The sequence below is a fragment of the Pseudomonas migulae NBRC 103157 genome, assembly GCF_002091715.1.
Lineage (GTDB): Bacteria > Pseudomonadota > Gammaproteobacteria > Pseudomonadales > Pseudomonadaceae > Aquipseudomonas > Aquipseudomonas migulae_A.
Genome location: NZ_BDAG01000022.1, coordinates 34,845 through 51,720 on the forward strand (window position 1 = coordinate 34,845; position 16,876 = coordinate 51,720).

Annotated in this window: 11 protein-coding genes; 6 read left to right on the plus strand and 5 right to left on the minus strand. The window is 54.7% G+C overall.

What is annotated here, in order from left to right; translation table 11 throughout:
* Positions 1-269 precede the first annotated feature (269 nt).
* A complete protein-coding gene (locus PMI01S_RS17255; RefSeq protein WP_084321186.1) occupies positions 270-1,268 on the plus strand; it encodes a hypothetical protein in 999 nt (332 codons plus the stop codon).
* Positions 1,269-1,515: 247 nt separating this feature from the next.
* On the opposite strand, the gene PMI01S_RS17260 is transcribed toward PMI01S_RS17255, so the two are convergent.
* Together PMI01S_RS17260 and PMI01S_RS17265 are read right to left on the minus strand one after the other, a co-directional pair.
* Complete coding sequence (locus tag PMI01S_RS17260; protein WP_084321187.1) at positions 1,516-2,352, minus strand: hypothetical protein; 837 nt, start codon at positions 2,350-2,352, stop codon at positions 1,516-1,518.
* A 342-nt stretch (positions 2,353-2,694) separates the two neighbouring features.
* Positions 2,695-5,322 carry an AAA family ATPase gene (locus tag PMI01S_RS17265; RefSeq protein WP_084321188.1) on the minus strand — a complete coding sequence of 876 codons (2,628 nt, stop codon included), beginning with the start codon at positions 5,320-5,322 and terminating at the stop codon, positions 2,695-2,697.
* A gap of 316 nt (positions 5,323-5,638) precedes the next feature.
* Between PMI01S_RS17265 and PMI01S_RS17270 the strand changes: the two genes are divergently transcribed.
* The gene (locus PMI01S_RS17270; RefSeq protein WP_084321189.1) at positions 5,639-6,022 is read left to right on the plus strand and encodes a hypothetical protein; all 384 of its coding nucleotides are present in this window, start codon (positions 5,639-5,641) and stop codon (positions 6,020-6,022) included.
* Between the two features lie 401 nt (positions 6,023-6,423).
* Here PMI01S_RS17270 and PMI01S_RS17275 read toward each other — a convergent pair whose 3' ends face one another.
* Both PMI01S_RS17275 and PMI01S_RS17280 read right to left on the minus strand, forming a co-directional pair.
* Positions 6,424-7,776, minus strand: a complete 1,353-nt coding sequence (locus tag PMI01S_RS17275; RefSeq protein WP_084321190.1) for an MFS transporter — start codon at positions 7,774-7,776, stop codon at positions 6,424-6,426.
* Between the two features lie 185 nt (positions 7,777-7,961).
* A complete protein-coding gene (locus tag PMI01S_RS17280; RefSeq protein WP_084321191.1) occupies positions 7,962-8,999 on the minus strand; it encodes a LacI family DNA-binding transcriptional regulator in 1,038 nt (345 codons plus the stop codon).
* 278 nt (positions 9,000-9,277) lie between these two features.
* On the opposite strand from PMI01S_RS17280, the gene PMI01S_RS17285 reads away from it, so the two are divergent.
* The 3 genes from PMI01S_RS17285 to PMI01S_RS17295 are packed head-to-tail and all read left to right on the plus strand — an operon-like array spanning position 9,278 to position 13,908.
* Positions 9,278-11,062: an IlvD/Edd family dehydratase gene (locus tag PMI01S_RS17285; protein ID WP_084321192.1), complete on the plus strand. Its 1,785-nt coding sequence runs from the start codon at positions 9,278-9,280 to the stop codon at positions 11,060-11,062.
* A gap of 27 nt (positions 11,063-11,089) precedes the next feature.
* Positions 11,090-12,307, plus strand: a complete 1,218-nt coding sequence (locus PMI01S_RS17290) for a fumarylacetoacetate hydrolase family protein (protein ID WP_090473929.1) — start codon at positions 11,090-11,092, stop codon at positions 12,305-12,307.
* 17 nt (positions 12,308-12,324) lie between these two features.
* Entirely contained in the window at positions 12,325-13,908 is a 1,584-nt protein-coding gene (locus PMI01S_RS17295; protein WP_084321193.1) for an aldehyde dehydrogenase (NADP(+)), read from the plus strand.
* Between the two features lie 148 nt (positions 13,909-14,056).
* On the opposite strand, the gene PMI01S_RS17300 is transcribed toward PMI01S_RS17295, so the two are convergent.
* Positions 14,057-15,253, minus strand: a complete 1,197-nt coding sequence (locus PMI01S_RS17300) for a XylR family transcriptional regulator (protein ID WP_084321194.1) — start codon at positions 15,251-15,253, stop codon at positions 14,057-14,059.
* Positions 15,254-15,429: 176 nt separating this feature from the next.
* Between PMI01S_RS17300 and xylA the strand changes: the two genes are divergently transcribed.
* Positions 15,430-16,746, plus strand: a complete 1,317-nt coding sequence (gene xylA, locus PMI01S_RS17305) for a xylose isomerase (protein ID WP_084321195.1) — start codon at positions 15,430-15,432, stop codon at positions 16,744-16,746.
* Positions 16,747-16,876: the final 130 nt, after the last annotated feature.

Here is a 16,876-nt window from a genome sequence, read left to right on the forward strand (position 1 = left end):
CAGTTGAGACTGTCGCTACTTATAGCGGCAGTTTCTTGAGCGATCTGATCGGCCGAGGCTGAGCTGTGACGACCGACAAAAGCCGGCCAAAAGCAGTCTGTCATCCTCACTCTATAGCGAGAACTAGACGAAGTAGTGGCTTTAGGCTAGCCTTTGATTTTACATTGTTCTGCAAAGGTGAATTATAGTTAGACTTTATGCCTAATCTACCAACCACCATGAAAGTCCGAATGGACTTAACGCATTACAAATAAAAAGATCACAAAAAAATGATAGAAGTTAAAAATGTATCTTATGGAAATGCCAGTTCTTCACAGATACTTTATTTCACTGGAGGGTTAGCAGTATTTCAACTCCCTGACGGAGAGTACGCACTGGGACCAGTACCTACGGCCAATGCCTTACCTTTCTATAAATTCAAAACCCTTGAAGAGCTCACAAACGTGGCGAAGCTAGCCGGAGCCCTTCGAGTTGGCACCAATGAAACTATTCAGATGCAATCCACGGAGATAGCCTTTTGGCGCCCCGATAATACATCACCAAAAAATGGCCTCAATAGCGCAGCGGATAGATGGAGTGGTATATCATACAGCGCACATCTCAAAAATGATGAAAGCTACCAAATCATCGGACGCTATATTAGTGTTTCTATGCAAGCAGCTGGAATCAGGCTGCGGGATATAGCTTTACTTCATCACGACCAACTGATAATGGCTCTTGAACAGCCCTCTCGGGTGGGCATGGGTTTTTCAAATATACAAATGCTAGATCTTTATTTAGCATTCCACTCGCTTGCAACTGAGCTCTGTTCAGCCCGAGATTATCTTGCTAGGTTGGCCGCGATGCACATCCGGGCGAAAGATTCAGTAGATAATATGCCTCGTCTAGAGGACTGGCTGAAAAAAGCAGCCCACAAAGACCAAATTAAAGAACCGTTGGCTCAGCTTATGATGAACGCTTGGGGCTCTAACGAATCACCTGGTTTTCTACGTACACTAGGTGACTTACGAAACAAAATGGTCCACCGGCAACCGATGTCTGCCAACCCCGAATCAGCAATGCTTAAAACTAAGGAAACGGCAACTGATTTTGGCCCAATATTAACTATTAGATTGGCCCCTAAGCAGTCTGAGGAGTCAGGTATTAACGCTACCCCAGACCCCTTTGAGGCAATACTCCAGCTTTCCCAGCAAATGGAGAAGCTTTCGACGCAGGCGGCAGATCTCGCAAAATACGAGCCCGAAATAATATCCTTTTTGGCTAGGTAAAAATTTAAAGCGAGAGCTCTATAAATCCGCATTATAGGAATATCAAGAGATTACATTGCTAAAGCATGGGGCATTATGAACCTCTCGTAGCCCCATAGAGGAGGAGCAACCGCACTTTGATGGAGGGGGCTACTGTGAACAGTTGCTCCTGACCCGAAGTTTTCCTTCAAATATGCTTAAGACCTAAAGCTACCCAATTAGCTTGTGACGGGATTAAATAAAATGCTATGCAATGTAGGTTTCCCATTCAAGAAACAAGGTCAGGCTCTTCTTCGCAAGGCTCTCTCTTGCGATCATATATAATTGCAGCCTCATTAATTGTCAGAGCCGGCCCGAGATAAAGCTGGATCATGTTCATTCTGAGCATTTTGAACTCAAAGGAAGCGAGATCAACTTCTAGCTCTTCCGTAAAACATTTTTCATAGGCTTTTGCGTCGTACCCTTTAAACTCTATTCCCAAGGACTTGAGCGCCTTGAATACTTTTACTACGCCAGAGATGAAAATAGGCATGATATCTAGATAAACTTGTTTTTCTGGATATCGCTCAGCCTGAGCCTCTGCCAAAACCTTTTTAAACCCAAGGCCTTCTGCTATTAGATTGAACCGTTTTTGGATGTCAGTAGTTTTGCCGAGTCGCAGAAGCTCTGGCGAATTCTTGCTGGGGTCTAGGCGCGAATATATATCCTCCAGTTTGACGAAATGATGCATGCGTGATCTTTCGCCTCCCGCAGATTTATGGCCCGCCAGCAAAAATGCCGCACCTTCTAACTGCTCAGGGGCTTCGCAGAGCCACAATTCGGGAAGTAAACTGGAAAACAACGAGTGATCTCGATGATGCAAGGCATTACGCAACGCAATAAGCAGAGATGTATCCGGTTGTGCGAAGTAATCGAACTTATCACTAGAGACATCGTATAACGTGTGGAAAGCTTCTAACGTCGCTTCCCATGCTCTATCCAAATTTTCGATGGCTTCCTCTCTGTCAACTGCTACCAATCCCTTGTAACGAAGATGTTCCTCTCCGTAGATACGCATCGTATTAGCAAGTCGACTGACTGCCCTCTGTACGATTTCCTTTTCCATGTGTAATCCCCGGAGTTATTTTTGAGCTAATTACGTTAGTGCCATAGGATCGTAACTGGAATCCAATGACCTCGCCAGAACCCTATACAACCGGTACAGCCAAGAGGCCGAAGCCTACACTACGTTACGTGCCTTCTACGAATGGCTGCTTTTGGCCGACTCCTGCCCGCTGTGACCGGCAAAGAGCTGCAGGGTGCGGTCGGCCGGCAGCATCAATACTTGGTCTGTCCCCGATTGTTTCAGCGGCACGGGGTGCAATCCGTCCGATTGCTGATCATAGATGCGGGGCTCTGAATCAAAGAATTTCGGTGATGCCCGGCTTACGCCGGGCTTATGAAGCAATCACGCTTCGGCGGGTTTAGCACGATATTTATTGACGTTATCTACTAGTAGTTGAATAGATGCAACATCCGTCTTGATTTCTTCCAACCCCGCTACTGGCATGTCTTTATTCATAGCCTGAAGATGCGCCTCCGTCATCCTATGGCCCTTTTTCCACAACATTACAATATCATCAGCGTCTTGCTTTCGAAGCCCCGTAATCTTATGCAAATTCCCGACACCAACCATGTCACTAAACCTAGTGACAACTCCATTTAATACGACATCCTCTACGACCTTCTCTACCGTTGCACGTATGTCGCTATAAAGAATTCGCACATCTCGCACTAATTCTTCGCCTGGATAAACGGGCCATGGCTCCATTTTTTTTACTCGAGCTTCAAGCTGGCGAATCCGTTCTTTATATCCAGTTTTATCCCACGGCAACCCCTGCTTGACTACTCCAGCAGCATCTCCCACCCATTCTAGATGGTGAACAAGGTGAGGAATCTCTTTCGCTTCCCCTAACGAGTCGATTAATTCACTCAGAAAGGATATATCATGCGTCAAAACAATCACCTGCCTAAAAGCAGCTTCCTCAACTAATCGTCGAGCAACTTGACGTCGCCTCACATGATCAAGAGACGATACGGGATCATCAAATATAATCCCACCTCGATGATCCGAAAGTTTAAGTTCCGCTAAAAATGCTCCAAGCGAAACCGCTCGCTGCTCACCTTCACTCAGAACTTGCTCTATTTTTTTTGCAGCAGGCAGATCGAGCAACAACGTGAATTTTACGGTGCCGCGATCAACTCTTTCCTTGAGCTTAGTTTTTATATGCCCGATACCCAGCTTGATAAACTCCTCATCAAGAGCTTTCCTCAAGGAGTCGGTAATTATTTTCCCAGCTATATCTTTAGATTTCGCTGAAATAGCTCTAGGATTCAATTGCCCCTTACACCCATCAAGCTTGGTACGATAGACAATACGACCATGAAGGGCCAGCACAGCCTCAACTATCAGAGCAAGAGCTGCACGAGACTTCAGCTCGGCTAGCTCATTTGATAGCTTTTTGAGCTTTTCGGGATTCGACGCCTTTTTATAGAATCTGGCTTTCCAAAGTTTAATGGCTGCAACCTTACGCAGTTCACTAACAGGACTAGCATCTAGGTCTGGGACGTCGTCCAAATTTACAGAGCGGGCTGCTTTCAACATCCATGCTTTGTAGCAATTAATTTGATCTTGATAGTTCTTAAGTCGGTCGCCCAACCCTTCTCCCTCTCCCTCTCCCTCTCCCTCTAGCTCTAGCTCTACTGCTAGGGCTTGGCTAAATCCGAAATCCAAACTTGAGCGATCTATCTGATCCAGAACATCATCAAGCGCTGTTTTTTTCTCCGAAGCAAGCTTGGTTGCATTTTCTTTTATAAAATCATTGAACCGTCGCATTCTACCTGCGGCTGGTTCTACCGATTGTTGACAGAGCACACAGACAGCCTCTTCCGCACAATTAGGGAAGTCATGGCCTGGATACGCAACACTTGTAGAGTACTTCTGCGCAGCAAGAAACAATTCTTTCCAAATAGCTTCACCAGAGCCTGGCAAAAGATCATCTTCGACCCTAAGCGCTCGTGCAGCAGCATCCACGCCCTCTGTAGCATCGCACGATTCTTTAACCAAACGCTTAAGCTTATCTAAGGCCTTCTCCGTCGTGTACTTCTCTTTCTTCAGAATTGTTTCTGCAAGATTTTTGAGGTGAGCGGCAGAAGTCTTCAAACTTTGGTATTTCAATATTGGATCGGGCTCTGCTATCGCTAACTCCAGATTACTGAGCCTGTCTCGCTCTTCCTGCGAAAGCGTGCCCAGACGGACAATATTCTCCCTACTTGTCTTTTCTCCAAAGTTTTCGAGCAACCTGCCGACGGCAGTTTCTTTATTAAACCCGGCAAGAATGTCGAGCGAGACGTCAATTCCCTTCAACTCGTCATTCATTAAGGCTAAGACCTCTGGCACAACCTTACTTGCCAGAGCCTCAACCACGTCTAATCCCCTTGGAAGGTACGCTGCATCGCCCTCAATTAGGTAGGCGCTCGCGCAAGAGGTATCGAATACACTCACATAAGAAAGCTGTGGAGGGGGCACCGACCCACTTGTCCAATGAAACGTCTGAGCTACCCCGTTCAACGACGCGGTGAACGTCGCCTTGGGTTTACCGGCGCCCACCGCCGCTTTGGTGACATCACCGAGTATCTCACTGCCCCTGTCTCGAGCACGGCAGGCATGTTTCAATACTCTCGCATAACCAGACTTCCCGGCGCCATTACCGCCATAAATCACGGTCACGCCCTTCTCCTCAAAGGAAAGGACTTGGCCTGGCATAATTCTATTGACGTTTTCCAGATCACTCATCGACTTGAGCGTGACGCTTAATGCCGCCTCACCACCGGCGGGTATGTGATCGGCACTGAGTGGTTTTGCCTGAAGGCCGTCCACGACTTCAATGTCGTTTTCATGCTTCAGAAGCGCGTAAAAATCACGGAAATCCTGAGGACCCAATTGCTCATTGAGCAGCAGCCTTCTGGCCGCATCTCGAAGCCACAGAGATAGGTCTTTTTCCGACCAGAGCAGTACGTCATTCAATATCGACATGATTCCTCCATGAACAGCTTGATGCACTAGGCCAACGGCTGGCCAATCGACATTACCAACCGTTCCGAGGATGCAGCCCTTGAAGAGAAATAGCTAGCCGAGCGCGTTCGCCTTCCACCAGTTCCCAATAGGGTTTATCAGTTCAGACTGAGTCGTCACGCATTTTATAGACACGCTCGAATGACTGCTTCTGGCCGATTGCAGCCTGTCGTGAAGGGCCGCAATCGGCCAGAAGCAGCCTGAACATGAAAGACCTGTACGTACTCGTAAAGCTTGAACACAATCTGTCTATCTTAAATCTGGACCCCGGCGCCGTATGGACAACTATCCATTCACACTCGAGCAGCTAGCATCGCGCACCGGCACCCATCCTATGGATAAGCAGGTGAGAAACTGGCTGGTCAGCCTCCCACGGGCTGAGAGGGTCGATTTTTTAAAACGTTTATGGCCCATGAACTACAAGTACACCCTTGTACTGGTCCAAGCGGCGCAGTTGTCCTGGCAAGAAAACGAACACCTACTCAGACACTGGCTTCGTTTAGGCCAACACAATGCAGCTGAGAATCTCATCCAGCGGATGGAGCCGACTCTTGGGGAAAAGAGGTTTTGGCAGATAGCATCTGAAGAAAAGCTTTCAGCGGCTATGCGGGATTTTATGAACTACCACAGCCATGGACGCTTGGATTCGCATTTCGGTTAGGAGTAAGTATAGGGCCGCTTTGGGTCGGTTTCAGTCGGTCACGACAGGCAACAATCGGCCAAAAGTGGACATTGTCCTCCGGCTTGAAAAAGAGGTCGGCTCTACCCTGAGATTGTCGGGTTTGGAGGTCTCCGTGGACCTTCCACTTCGCCCCCCTGACAACATATGCTTGACTAAAATCCCAGGTGCATTACCCCACAACCTCGTCTCGATTGTCTGCGCGTTGAAATATTTTTTCGGGATAAATGAGACTCTCCGCCTGAACCTCACCGGGCAACATTCCCGAACGGATTCAGAACCAAAACTACTTCTCACGAGCGGACTGAATCAAAACGCCTCTCTCTGCACTGCTCCGCCGTCGACCCTGCTCACGGAACAGGGTCGGGCGAATCGACGGCCAATCAGGCCTTGATGTCTCTGGATAGCATCGATTTTGGAATCAGCAGGATCAACACACAGCTGACGAGCAGGCAAGCACCCAGGACATAGGTGCCGTTGTTCATGTCGCCGGTCAGTGTCTCGGCCATGGCTGTAATCATGGAACCGGTGAACCCGGAGAGGTTGCCGATTGCGTTGATCATGCCGATACCCGCTGCTGCAGCCACACCCGATAAAACCGTGCCGGGCAATGTCCAGAAAATTGGCATCAGGCTCAGCAACCCTGAGGCGGAGATGCTGAGGAAGAAAATCGACACCGGCAGGTTATGGGCGAAGAAGGCGCTGCCAATCAGGCCCATCCCGCCAATGAATGCCGGGATGGCCGCGTGCAATCGGCGCTCACCGGTTTTATTGGAGTGCCAGGCGTTGAGGGTCATGGCGACGATGGCGGTAGCGTAGGGAATCGCGGTCAGCAAACCGATGTGCAGGGTGTTGGAAATACCGGTGGACTTGATGATCGTCGGCATCCAGAACGCCAGTCCGTAAAAACCCGTATTGAACGTCAGCAGAATCAACACCAGTAACCACACGCGACCGTTGAAGATCACATCCCGAAGGCTGGAAGCCTTCGCCGTGTTGTCTCGGTCGAGGTTGTTTTTGAGCATGTTCTTTTCTGCCGTGCTCAGCCACTTGGCATTGTCGATTTTATCGACCAGCAACGTCACCACGACAACGGCCATGATCAACGACGGGATGCCTTCGATGATCAGCATCCACTGCCAGCCGGCCATACCATGGACACCCTGCATCGCGCCCATCAACCACCCGGAAAGAATCCCGCCCAATGTCAGGCTGATCGGCATGGCCATCAAAAAGCCCGCCATTACACGGCTTTGGCGATGCGTCGGAAACCAGTAGTTGAGGTAAAGAATCACCCCTGGGAAGAAACCGGCTTCGCAGATTCCCAGCAGGAAGCGCAGCACGTAGAACATGGTTTCCGATTCAATGTGAAAGAACTTAGCCAGCGGCACGGTAAAGGCTACCGCCATGGAGACAATGCTCCAGCTGATCATGATGCGGGCGATCCAGAGGCGTGCGCCGAAGCGATGGAGGAACAGATTGCTAGGGACTTCGAAGAGGAAATAGCCCCAGAAGAAAATGCTCGCACCCAGGGCGTAGACCGTGTTGCTGAATTGCAGATCGTTGAGCATGTCCAGCTTGGCAAAACCGATATTCACCCGATCCAGGTACGCCGCCATGTAGCAGAACAGCAGGATCGGCAGGATGCGCAGGATGACTTTGCGGTAGGTACGATCCTCGGAGGTAAGCTCCGCCGAGCCCTCTCCTTCGAGAGGACGCTGAGATACTGATTCCATGTGTTGACCTCAAGGCATGTCGTCATGCCGATTGTTTTTGTTTTTGGCTTGCGACCTTGAGTTCCTTGGGCTGACCTAGGCCAATCCACAGGGAAAAAAGACGCTGCAAGTTAGTCTGTTACCGGTAACATTTTTAATCTAGCAATTAAATTCGACGCAAAGCAAGCGCGCCCGGTTAAAAAAAATCAGGTGCTTTCGCGCGCCAGGATTTTGAATTCGACGACATCGGACGCCTTCGGACGAGGCAGTCCAAGACGCTGGGCAGCGGCACTGGCAACCAGCAACTCACCTGCGCGGCGGCCAATTCCGTAGGGGTCGACCGAAACCGTGGTGATCGTCGGCGTGCAGTACCGTGAGACTTCGAAATCGCCAAAACCGGCGATCGCAATGTCCCCGGGCACCCGTCGACCTTGCCGATGGCATTCCATGATTGCGCCGAACGCTGACAGATCACTGACGCACATGACCGCGTCTGTGTCCGGCCACTTCTCCAGCAGTCGCTTCACGGACTCTCCGCCATGGCTCATGGTGATAGGCGACTCGCCATACTCCATCACCCGGGGCTCACCTGCCCCCAACGCCGCGACAGCCTGAAGGTAGCCTTGCTGACGTTGCTGCCCTCGATGGTCGAGAACCGACGCGCCACCGATGTAACCAATTCGCCGATAGCCTTGCTGATACAGATATTCGTACAACGCCGCGGCGGCGGACGCGTTACAAAATCCAACTGATTGCTCGATAGGATCGGTTGGAATATCCCAAGTCTCTACAACGGGAACCTGTGCTTGGCGTAGAAGTTTACGGGTTTCGTCCAAATGCGCGCTGCCCGTCAACATCACCCCTACCGGCCGGTGACGTAGCAATGTACGTACCAGCAATGCCTCCTGCTCCAAGTGGTAATCCGTGTCACCCAACAGCAGACAGAGCCCATGTTCGCTAACGGCATCATTCAGGCCGCGGACGGTGTCGGCAAAGTTCGAACTCGCCAAAGACGGCACCAGCGCAACGATAAACTCCGAACGTCCGGTGGCCAGGGTTCCTGCAGAGGCATCAGGCAGATAGCCGAGCGTTTCAATCGCCTCGTGTACTAGCTTCTGCGTGCGCTCTGAGACGTCGCGACCGGCCAGGACCCGGGAAACCGTCATCTTCGAAACACCGGCCAGTTTGGCGACGTCGGCCATTCGCGGCGGCGTGGTGGTTTTGCCTGAATCCTCGTAACTCATGAACGTCCTGTTTTCCTGAAAATGACCGGGCGGACCCTGGAAATCAATGCCGCCAACACAGATGGTCGCTGATTATACATGGCCGTTGGCAGGCCGACCTCTGCTCCTTGCAAAGGTGTCCAGCGCCCATTCGAACGTCGAGATTGGGTCTTTACAAATGAAATGTTACCGGTAACATAAAGCCATTCGAACGCCGACGGCGGTGATGATTCGCCTGTTTGTCGCCTCCTGCGGTGGTTCACTTTCCGCTGATATGCCTCTAACAAGAGATAAAAACCATGCCCGAAAACACTCCTCTGCCTCTGCGAAGTCAACAATGGTTTGACGATCCCAGTCATGCTGACATGACCGCGCTCTACGTCGAACGGTTCATGAATTACGGTATGACGCGCGAGGAGTTGCAATCGGGCCGTCCCATCATCGGCATCGCTCAAACCGGTAGCGATCTCGCGCCGTGCAACCGTCATCACCTCGAACTCGCGCAACGCACCAAAGCAGGTATTCGCGATGCCGGCGGCATTCCGATGGAGTTCCCGGTGCACCCGATGGCCGAACAAACCCGGCGTCCGACTGCCGCACTGGATCGCAACCTGGCGTACCTGGGCCTGGTCGAGATTCTTCATGGGTACCCGCTGGATGGCGTGGTGCTGACCACTGGCTGCGACAAGACCACCCCTGCCTGTCTCATGGCGGCCGCGACGGTTGATATTCCGGCGATCGTCTTGTCGGGCGGTCCAATGCTTGATGGGCACCACAAAGGCAAATTGATCGGCTCCGGCACGGTGCTCTGGCATGCGCGCAACCTGCTCTCCAGTGGAGAGATCGATTATGAAGGCTTCATGGAGATGACCACGGCGGCCTCTCCTTCGATCGGTCACTGCAACACGATGGGCACCGCGTTGTCGATGAACGCGCTGGCCGAAGCGCTGGGTATGTCGCTGCCCGGCTGTGCGAGCATTCCAGCCGCCTATCGTGAACGCGGCCAGATGGCGTATGCGACTGGCAAGCGCATCGTCGACATGGTCCGTCAGGATATTCGTCCTACCCAAATCATGACCCGCGAAGCCTTTGAAAATGCCATTGCCGTGGCGTCGGCCTTGGGGGCGTCGACCAATTGCCCGCCGCACCTCATCGCTATCGCGCGGCACACCGGCATCGATCTCAGCCTGGAAGACTGGCAACGGATTGGCGAAGACGTGCCCCTGCTGGTCAATTGCATGCCCGCCGGGAAATACCTTGGCGAGGGTTTCCACCGCGCGGGCGGCGTCCCGGCAGTCATGCACGAACTGCAGAAAGCCGGGCGACTGCATGAAGGCTGCGACACGGTCTCAGGCAAGACCGTTGGCGAGATCGTCAGCCATACGGCCGCCAGCGATACCGATGTGATCCACGCGTACGAAAATCCCTTGATTCAACGGGCCGGGTTCATCGTGCTGAGCGGTAATTTCTTCGACAGCGCCATCATGAAGATGTCGGTGGTGGGCGAAGCATTCCGCAAAACCTACCTGTCCGAGCCGGGCGCGGAAAACAGTTTCGAAGCCAGAGCCATTGTTTTCGATGGCCCCGAGGACTATCAGGCGCGCATCAACGACCCGGCTCTGGACATCGACGAGCGTTGCATTCTGGTGATTCGGGGCTGCGGCACCGTGGGTTATCCGGGCAGCGCCGAAGTGGTCAACATGGCCCCACCCGCAGCACTGATCAAACGAGGCATTGACTCCCTGCCCTGCCTGGGTGATGGACGCCAGAGCGGGACCTCGGCCAGCCCGTCGATACTCAACATGTCCCCTGAAGCCGCGGTGGGGGGCGGCATCGGTTTGCTGGAAACCAATGATCGTCTTCGCGTCGACCTCAACGCTCGCCGCGTCGATCTCCTCGTGGATGAGAGCGAAATGGCACGCCGCCAGGCGGCGTTCAAACCGTCCTTTCCAGCCTCGCAAACGCCATGGCAGGAACTCTACCGACAGCAGGTTGGCCAACTCTCGACCGGTGGTTGCCTGGAGCCCGCGACCTTGCACCTGCGGGTCATCGCACGCAGCGGCGACCCACGTCATTCCCACTGATTCGCCACTTTCGCCGAGGTTTTTTTCATGCCCCCAAAAAAAATTACCATCACATTGTCGGAGTTGAACACTCCAGCCCAGGACCTCTCGCAAGGCACCTGGATCGGTCGCGTGTGGATTCCTGGCGCCACGGCAGGGCCTGCCATCGTCCTGCTTAAAGACCGCGAGGTCTATGACATCAGCGTTCGGGTGGCGACCGTTTCGGCCCTGCTTGAACTCGATGACCCCGTTGCTTACCTGCGCAGCCTGCCATTGGAGCAGGCGCTAATCAGTGTTGACGCGTTACTGTGCAACAGCGATGTCTCGATGCGCGACGAAACACAGCCATGGCTGCTGGCGCCGATTGACCTGCAAGCGGTAAAAGCCGCCGGGGTGACCTTCACAACCAGCATGCTTGAGCGGGTGGTCGAAGAGCAGGCCAAGGGCGACCCGGCCAAGGCCGATAGCATTCGCGCAACGCTGGTAGCGAGCATCGGTACTGACCTCGGGGACATCGTGCCGGGCTCTTCCCAGGCCGCCGCGCTCAAGGAAGTGCTGATCAGCCAGGGCATGTGGTCGCAGTACCTCGAAGTAGGCATCGGCCCGGACGCCGAGATATTCACCAAAGCTCAGCCGTTGTCAGCGGTGGGTTACGGATCGGACATTGGAATCCATCCGAAGTCCAGCTGGAACAATCCAGAGCCCGAAGTGGTATTGGCCGTTTCCAGTCGTGGCAAGGTACAGGGCGCTACGCTGGGCAATGACGTCAACCTGCGCGACTTCGAAGGGCGCAGTGCGTTGTTGCTTTCCAAAGCCAAAGACAACAATGCGTCGACCGCGCTTGGGCCATTTATCCGACTGTTCGACGAAACCTTCAGCATCGAGGACGTGCGCTCGGCAGAAGTCGCACTGCGTGTCGTAGGCGACGATGGTTTCATCATGGATGGCAGCAGCTCCATGAACCAGATCAGTCGTGACCCACTGGATCTGGTCGCCCAGACACTCAACGAGAACCATCAGTACCCGGACGGCTTTGTACTGTTCCTCGGCACGCTGTTTGCCCCCAAGCAAGACCGCGATCTACCCGGCGGAGGCTTCACCCATAAAGAGGGTGATTTGGTCGCCATCAGCAGCGCCAGGTTCGGCACGCTGGTCAACCGCGTGACGACAAGCGATCGCGCGCCGGCCTGGCAGATGGGTTATCGCGCCCTGCTCGATAACTTGCACGGTCGCGGGTTGGTTTCTGCCGCGATCAAGCCACGCTAGCCAAAACGAGAATGCCTATGAACGCCAGCACCGGACACAACTTTATCAATGGCGCACGCAGCGCCGAAGGTCACTCGCGCCTGCAAAGTTTCGACGCCACCACTGGGCAGGAACTTCCGGGCTACTTTACTGAAGCCACGCGAGAGGAAGTGGATGCTGCCGCCTATGCGGCGGCAGCGGCCTACCCGCTGTACCGCACCCTGCCGCCCCTTCGACGCGCGGCGTTTCTCGACGCCATCGCGGATGAGCTCGACGCCCTGGGTGACGAATTCGTCGCGACGGTCTGCCGCGAAACGGCGCTGCCGGCCGCACGTATTCAGGGTGAACGTGCCCGTACCAGTGGGCAGATGAGACTGTTTGCCAAGGTGCTGCGACGTGGGGATTTCTTTGGGGCACGTATCGATCGTGCCCTGCCTGACCGTCAACCCCTGCCCCGTCCCGATCTGCGCCAATACCACATCGGTATCGGCCCGGTCGCCGTATTCGGCGCCAGCAATTTCCCCCTGGCCTTCTCTACGGCGGGCGGTGATACCGCCGCTGCGCTCGCGGCCGGTTGCCCGGTGGTATTCAAGGCACACCCCGGGCACATGGCTACGGCGGAATGGGTCGCTCTGGCAATCATTCGCGCCGCCGAACAGACCGGAATGCCGCCCGGTGTCTTCAACATGATTTACGGCGGGATGGTCGGTGCCTGGCTGGTGCAACACCCGGCAATCAAGGCTGTTGGCTTCACCGGTTCGCTCAAGGGCGGCCGGGCGCTGTGTGACATGGCAGCGGCAAGACCAGAACCCATCCCGGTGTTCGCCGAGATGTCGAGTGTCAATCCGGTACTGGTGCTGCCAGAGGCCCTCAAGACCCGTGGTGCAAACATTGCGGCCGAGGTCTGCGCCTCTGTGGTTCAAGGGGCAGGACAGTTCTGCACAAAACCTGGAATGGTGATCGGAATACGCTCTCCCGAGTTCGATGCGTTTCTCGATGAGCTGACCTGGCAGATCAACGCTCAGCCTGCACATACCCTGCTCAACGCCGGCGGGCTGTGCAATTACTCCGATGGCCTGACCCGCCTGCATGATCATCCGCAGATCCACCATCGAGCGGGGAACCCTCAAGCAGGTATCCAGGCTAACCCACAGCTGTTCGAAGCGGACGCAGAACTGCTGATCAACCATGACGAACTGCTGCAGCACGAGGTGTTTGGCCCGGTTGTAGTCGTCGTTGCGGTCAATGACCGGCAACAGCTGCAGCACGCGCTGCACGGTTTGCAGGGACAACTGACCGCGACCTTGATTGCCGAACCCGCGGATCTGGAGATATTTGCCGAGTTGATTCCAGTATTGGAACTGAAGGCGGGTCGCCTTTTGCTCAATGGTTACCCGACCGGTGTCGAAGTCTGCGATGCGATGGTTCATGGCGGCCCCTACCCCGCCACCTCGGATGCCCGAGGCTCGTCCGTGGGAACGCTGTCGATCAACCGCTTCCTGCGGCCGATCTGCTTCCAGAACTACCCGGACAGTTTGCTTCCCGACGCGTTGAAAAACGCCAATCCGCTCGGCATTCAACGCCTGGTAGACGGCGCCAGCACAAATGAGCGTTTGCGTTAATGCGCCAATTAGATCTCGTACTACGGCGATGTTAAATCGACCGTCTCTTGCGCTTTTGGACAAGCCGCATCCCTGCTTCGGCCCCTTGGCAAAGGGAGGTGTCGAATGACTACTTCTGGCCAAACCAACCCTTCTCACCCCACAACAATCAACCAATTGCGCCCGGCATCACTATAGCGCCCTGCTGGTATTCACGGGGCGTACAGCCAAACTCGCGACGAAACACCGTGTGCAGATACTGTGCGGATTTGAATCCGCACGCGCGGGCAACTTCCGCAATCGCTGTCTCGGTATTTTCCAACCCGCTCGTCGCCGCCGCCAGTTTGAAATGCAGAATCTCATCATGCACGCTGCAGCCCCTCACAGTGCGAAAGTGCGACTCCAGCGATGAGCGCGAGACGCCGACATAAGCCGCCACTTGCGCGGTCTTGATGCCCTGGCAGGCATATTGGCGGATAAACAGCAGCGCTTGCATGACGTAGGGGTTGCCCAACGGTTGGTGCAAACTCGACACCTGCACGTTGATCGCATCCGGCGGGATCAGGATGTGGGTGCCGGTGGACGGCATGCCGTGCAGCATCTGGTGGAGCAGTTGCGCGGCGGTGCGGCCCATCGTTTCGGTGCCCTGAATGACTGAACTCAGGGGGACCCGGGTCAGGCTGCGTGTCAGCGGATCGTTGTCGATGCCGATCAACGCCACCTGCTCCGGTACGGCGATTCCGGCGGTCAGGCAGGCCTGCAGCAACTGCCTTGCACGGGCGTCACTGACGGCGATGATACCTATGGGTTTAGGCAGGCTTTGCAGCCAGGCGATCAGTTGTTCGACGGCGCTGTCCCAGAGAGGTGCGCTTGTGCCCATGCCGCGGTAGACCTCGGCATGCAGGCCGTCACGTTGCATCAGCCGTCGAAAGGCTTTTTCCCGCTCCTGCGCCCAACGATTGGCCTGCGCTTCAGGCAGGCTGAAGCAGGCAAAACGCTGCAGCCCCGCCTCGATCAAGTGCGCGTAAGCCAGGGTGATCAATGCGTTATTGTCGGTGGCGACATAAGGGATTCCTTTCGGGTAGGCGCGCTCATCCTGATAAGAACCACCCACCGCCACCACCGGCAACTTGATGTCGGCCAGCGCCTCGCCAATCAGCGGATCGTCGAAGTCGGCAATGATCCCGTCACCCTGCCAGCGCTCGATCCCTTTCAACCGGCAGAGAAAATCCTCTTCCAGGAACAGATCCCAGGAGGCGCGAGTGCTGCTCAGGTAGTTGCCGATGCCGCTGATGATACCCCGGTCATAGATCTTGCTCCCGTTGAACAACAGTGCGATGCGGTGAACAGGCGGTACTGTTTTCATTATTTTCAGGCTTGTTCCGGGGCCCCTTCTCACGGAGGCGGTTTGCACAGACTAGGCGCGCAGACCACGAATCTCAATACGCAAAATCGCACCCAGTGTTGGTGATTTTCATAATCAGCAGGCATGGGGCCGTTGCTAGTATCGAGACACCGCCAAGAACAACAAGGACATTGCCAATGCCGTACTTCCCCGATGTCGACAAGATTCGCTACGAAGGCCCTTCCAGCGATTCTGCGCTCGCCTTCCGTCACTACGACGCCGACAAAATCATCCTCGGCAAACCCATGCGCGAACACCTGCGCATGGCCGCCTGTTATTGGCACACCTTCGTCTGGCCGGGCTCCGATGTGTTCGGCGCAGGTACTTTCAAGCGCCCGTGGCAACACCCCGGCGACCCGATGGAGCTGGCGATTGGCAAGGCGGAAGCCGCGTTCGAGTTCTTCTCCAAACTGGGTATCGACTATTACTGCTTCCACGACACGGATGTCGCCCCGGAAGGCAATTCGTTGAAGGACTACCGCAACCACTTCGCGCAAATGATTGATCATCTGGAGCGACATCAGGAGGAAAGCGGGATCAAGCTGTTGTGGGGCACCGCCAACTGCTTCAGCAATCCGCGCTTTGCCGCCGGCGCCGCCAGCAACCCGGATCCCGAAGTGTTTGCCTTCGCCGCTGCCCAAGTCTTCAGCGCCATGAACGCGACCCAACGCCTGAAAGGGTCCAACTACGTGTTGTGGGGCGGTCGCGAAGGCTACGAAACCCTGCTCAATACCGACTTGAAAAGTGAACGCGAACAACTGGGCCGCTTCATGCGCATGGTAGTCGAGCACAAGTACAAGATCGGTTTCAAAGGTGACCTGCTGATCGAACCCAAGCCGCAGGAGCCGACAAAGCACCAATACGATTACGACAGCGCCACCGTGTTTGGCTTTCTCCAGCAGTTCGGCCTGGAAAAGGAAATCAAGGTCAACATCGAAGCCAACCACGCGACCCTGGCCGGTCATAGCTTTCATCACGAGATTGCGACAGCCATCTCGCTGGGGATTTTCGGCAGCATCGACGCCAACCGCGGTGACCCGCAGAACGGTTGGGACACCGATCAGTTCCCCAACAGCGTCGAAGAAATGACCCTGGTCACCTATGAAATCCTCAAGGCCGGCGGGTTCAAGAATGGCGGGTTCAACTTCGACTCCAAGGTTCGCCGCCAGAGCCTTGGTGAGATCGATCTATTCCATGGTCACGTCGGCGCAATGGACGTCCTCGCCCTGTCCCTGGAACGGGCAGCCGCCATGGTGCAGAACGACCAGCTTCAGCGGCTCAAGGATCAACGCTACGCCGGCTGGCAGCAGCCGTTCGGGCAGTCGGTGCTGGCGGGTGAGTTCAACCTCCAGTCATTGGCCGAACATGCCTTCGCCAACGAACTGAATCCGCAGGCCGTCAGCGGCAGGCAGGAAATGCTCGAAAACGTCGTCAACCGGTTCATCTATCGCTGATCGCCACGGCGTCTGCGGGCGCAACAACGCTGTGACATTCGCACGACAAATCTGTGTCTTCTGCGTCTGCCAATTCTCTACAGTTCTACCAGCCCGAGACTCATCGTCAGGCAGTGTCTTTCAAACAAAA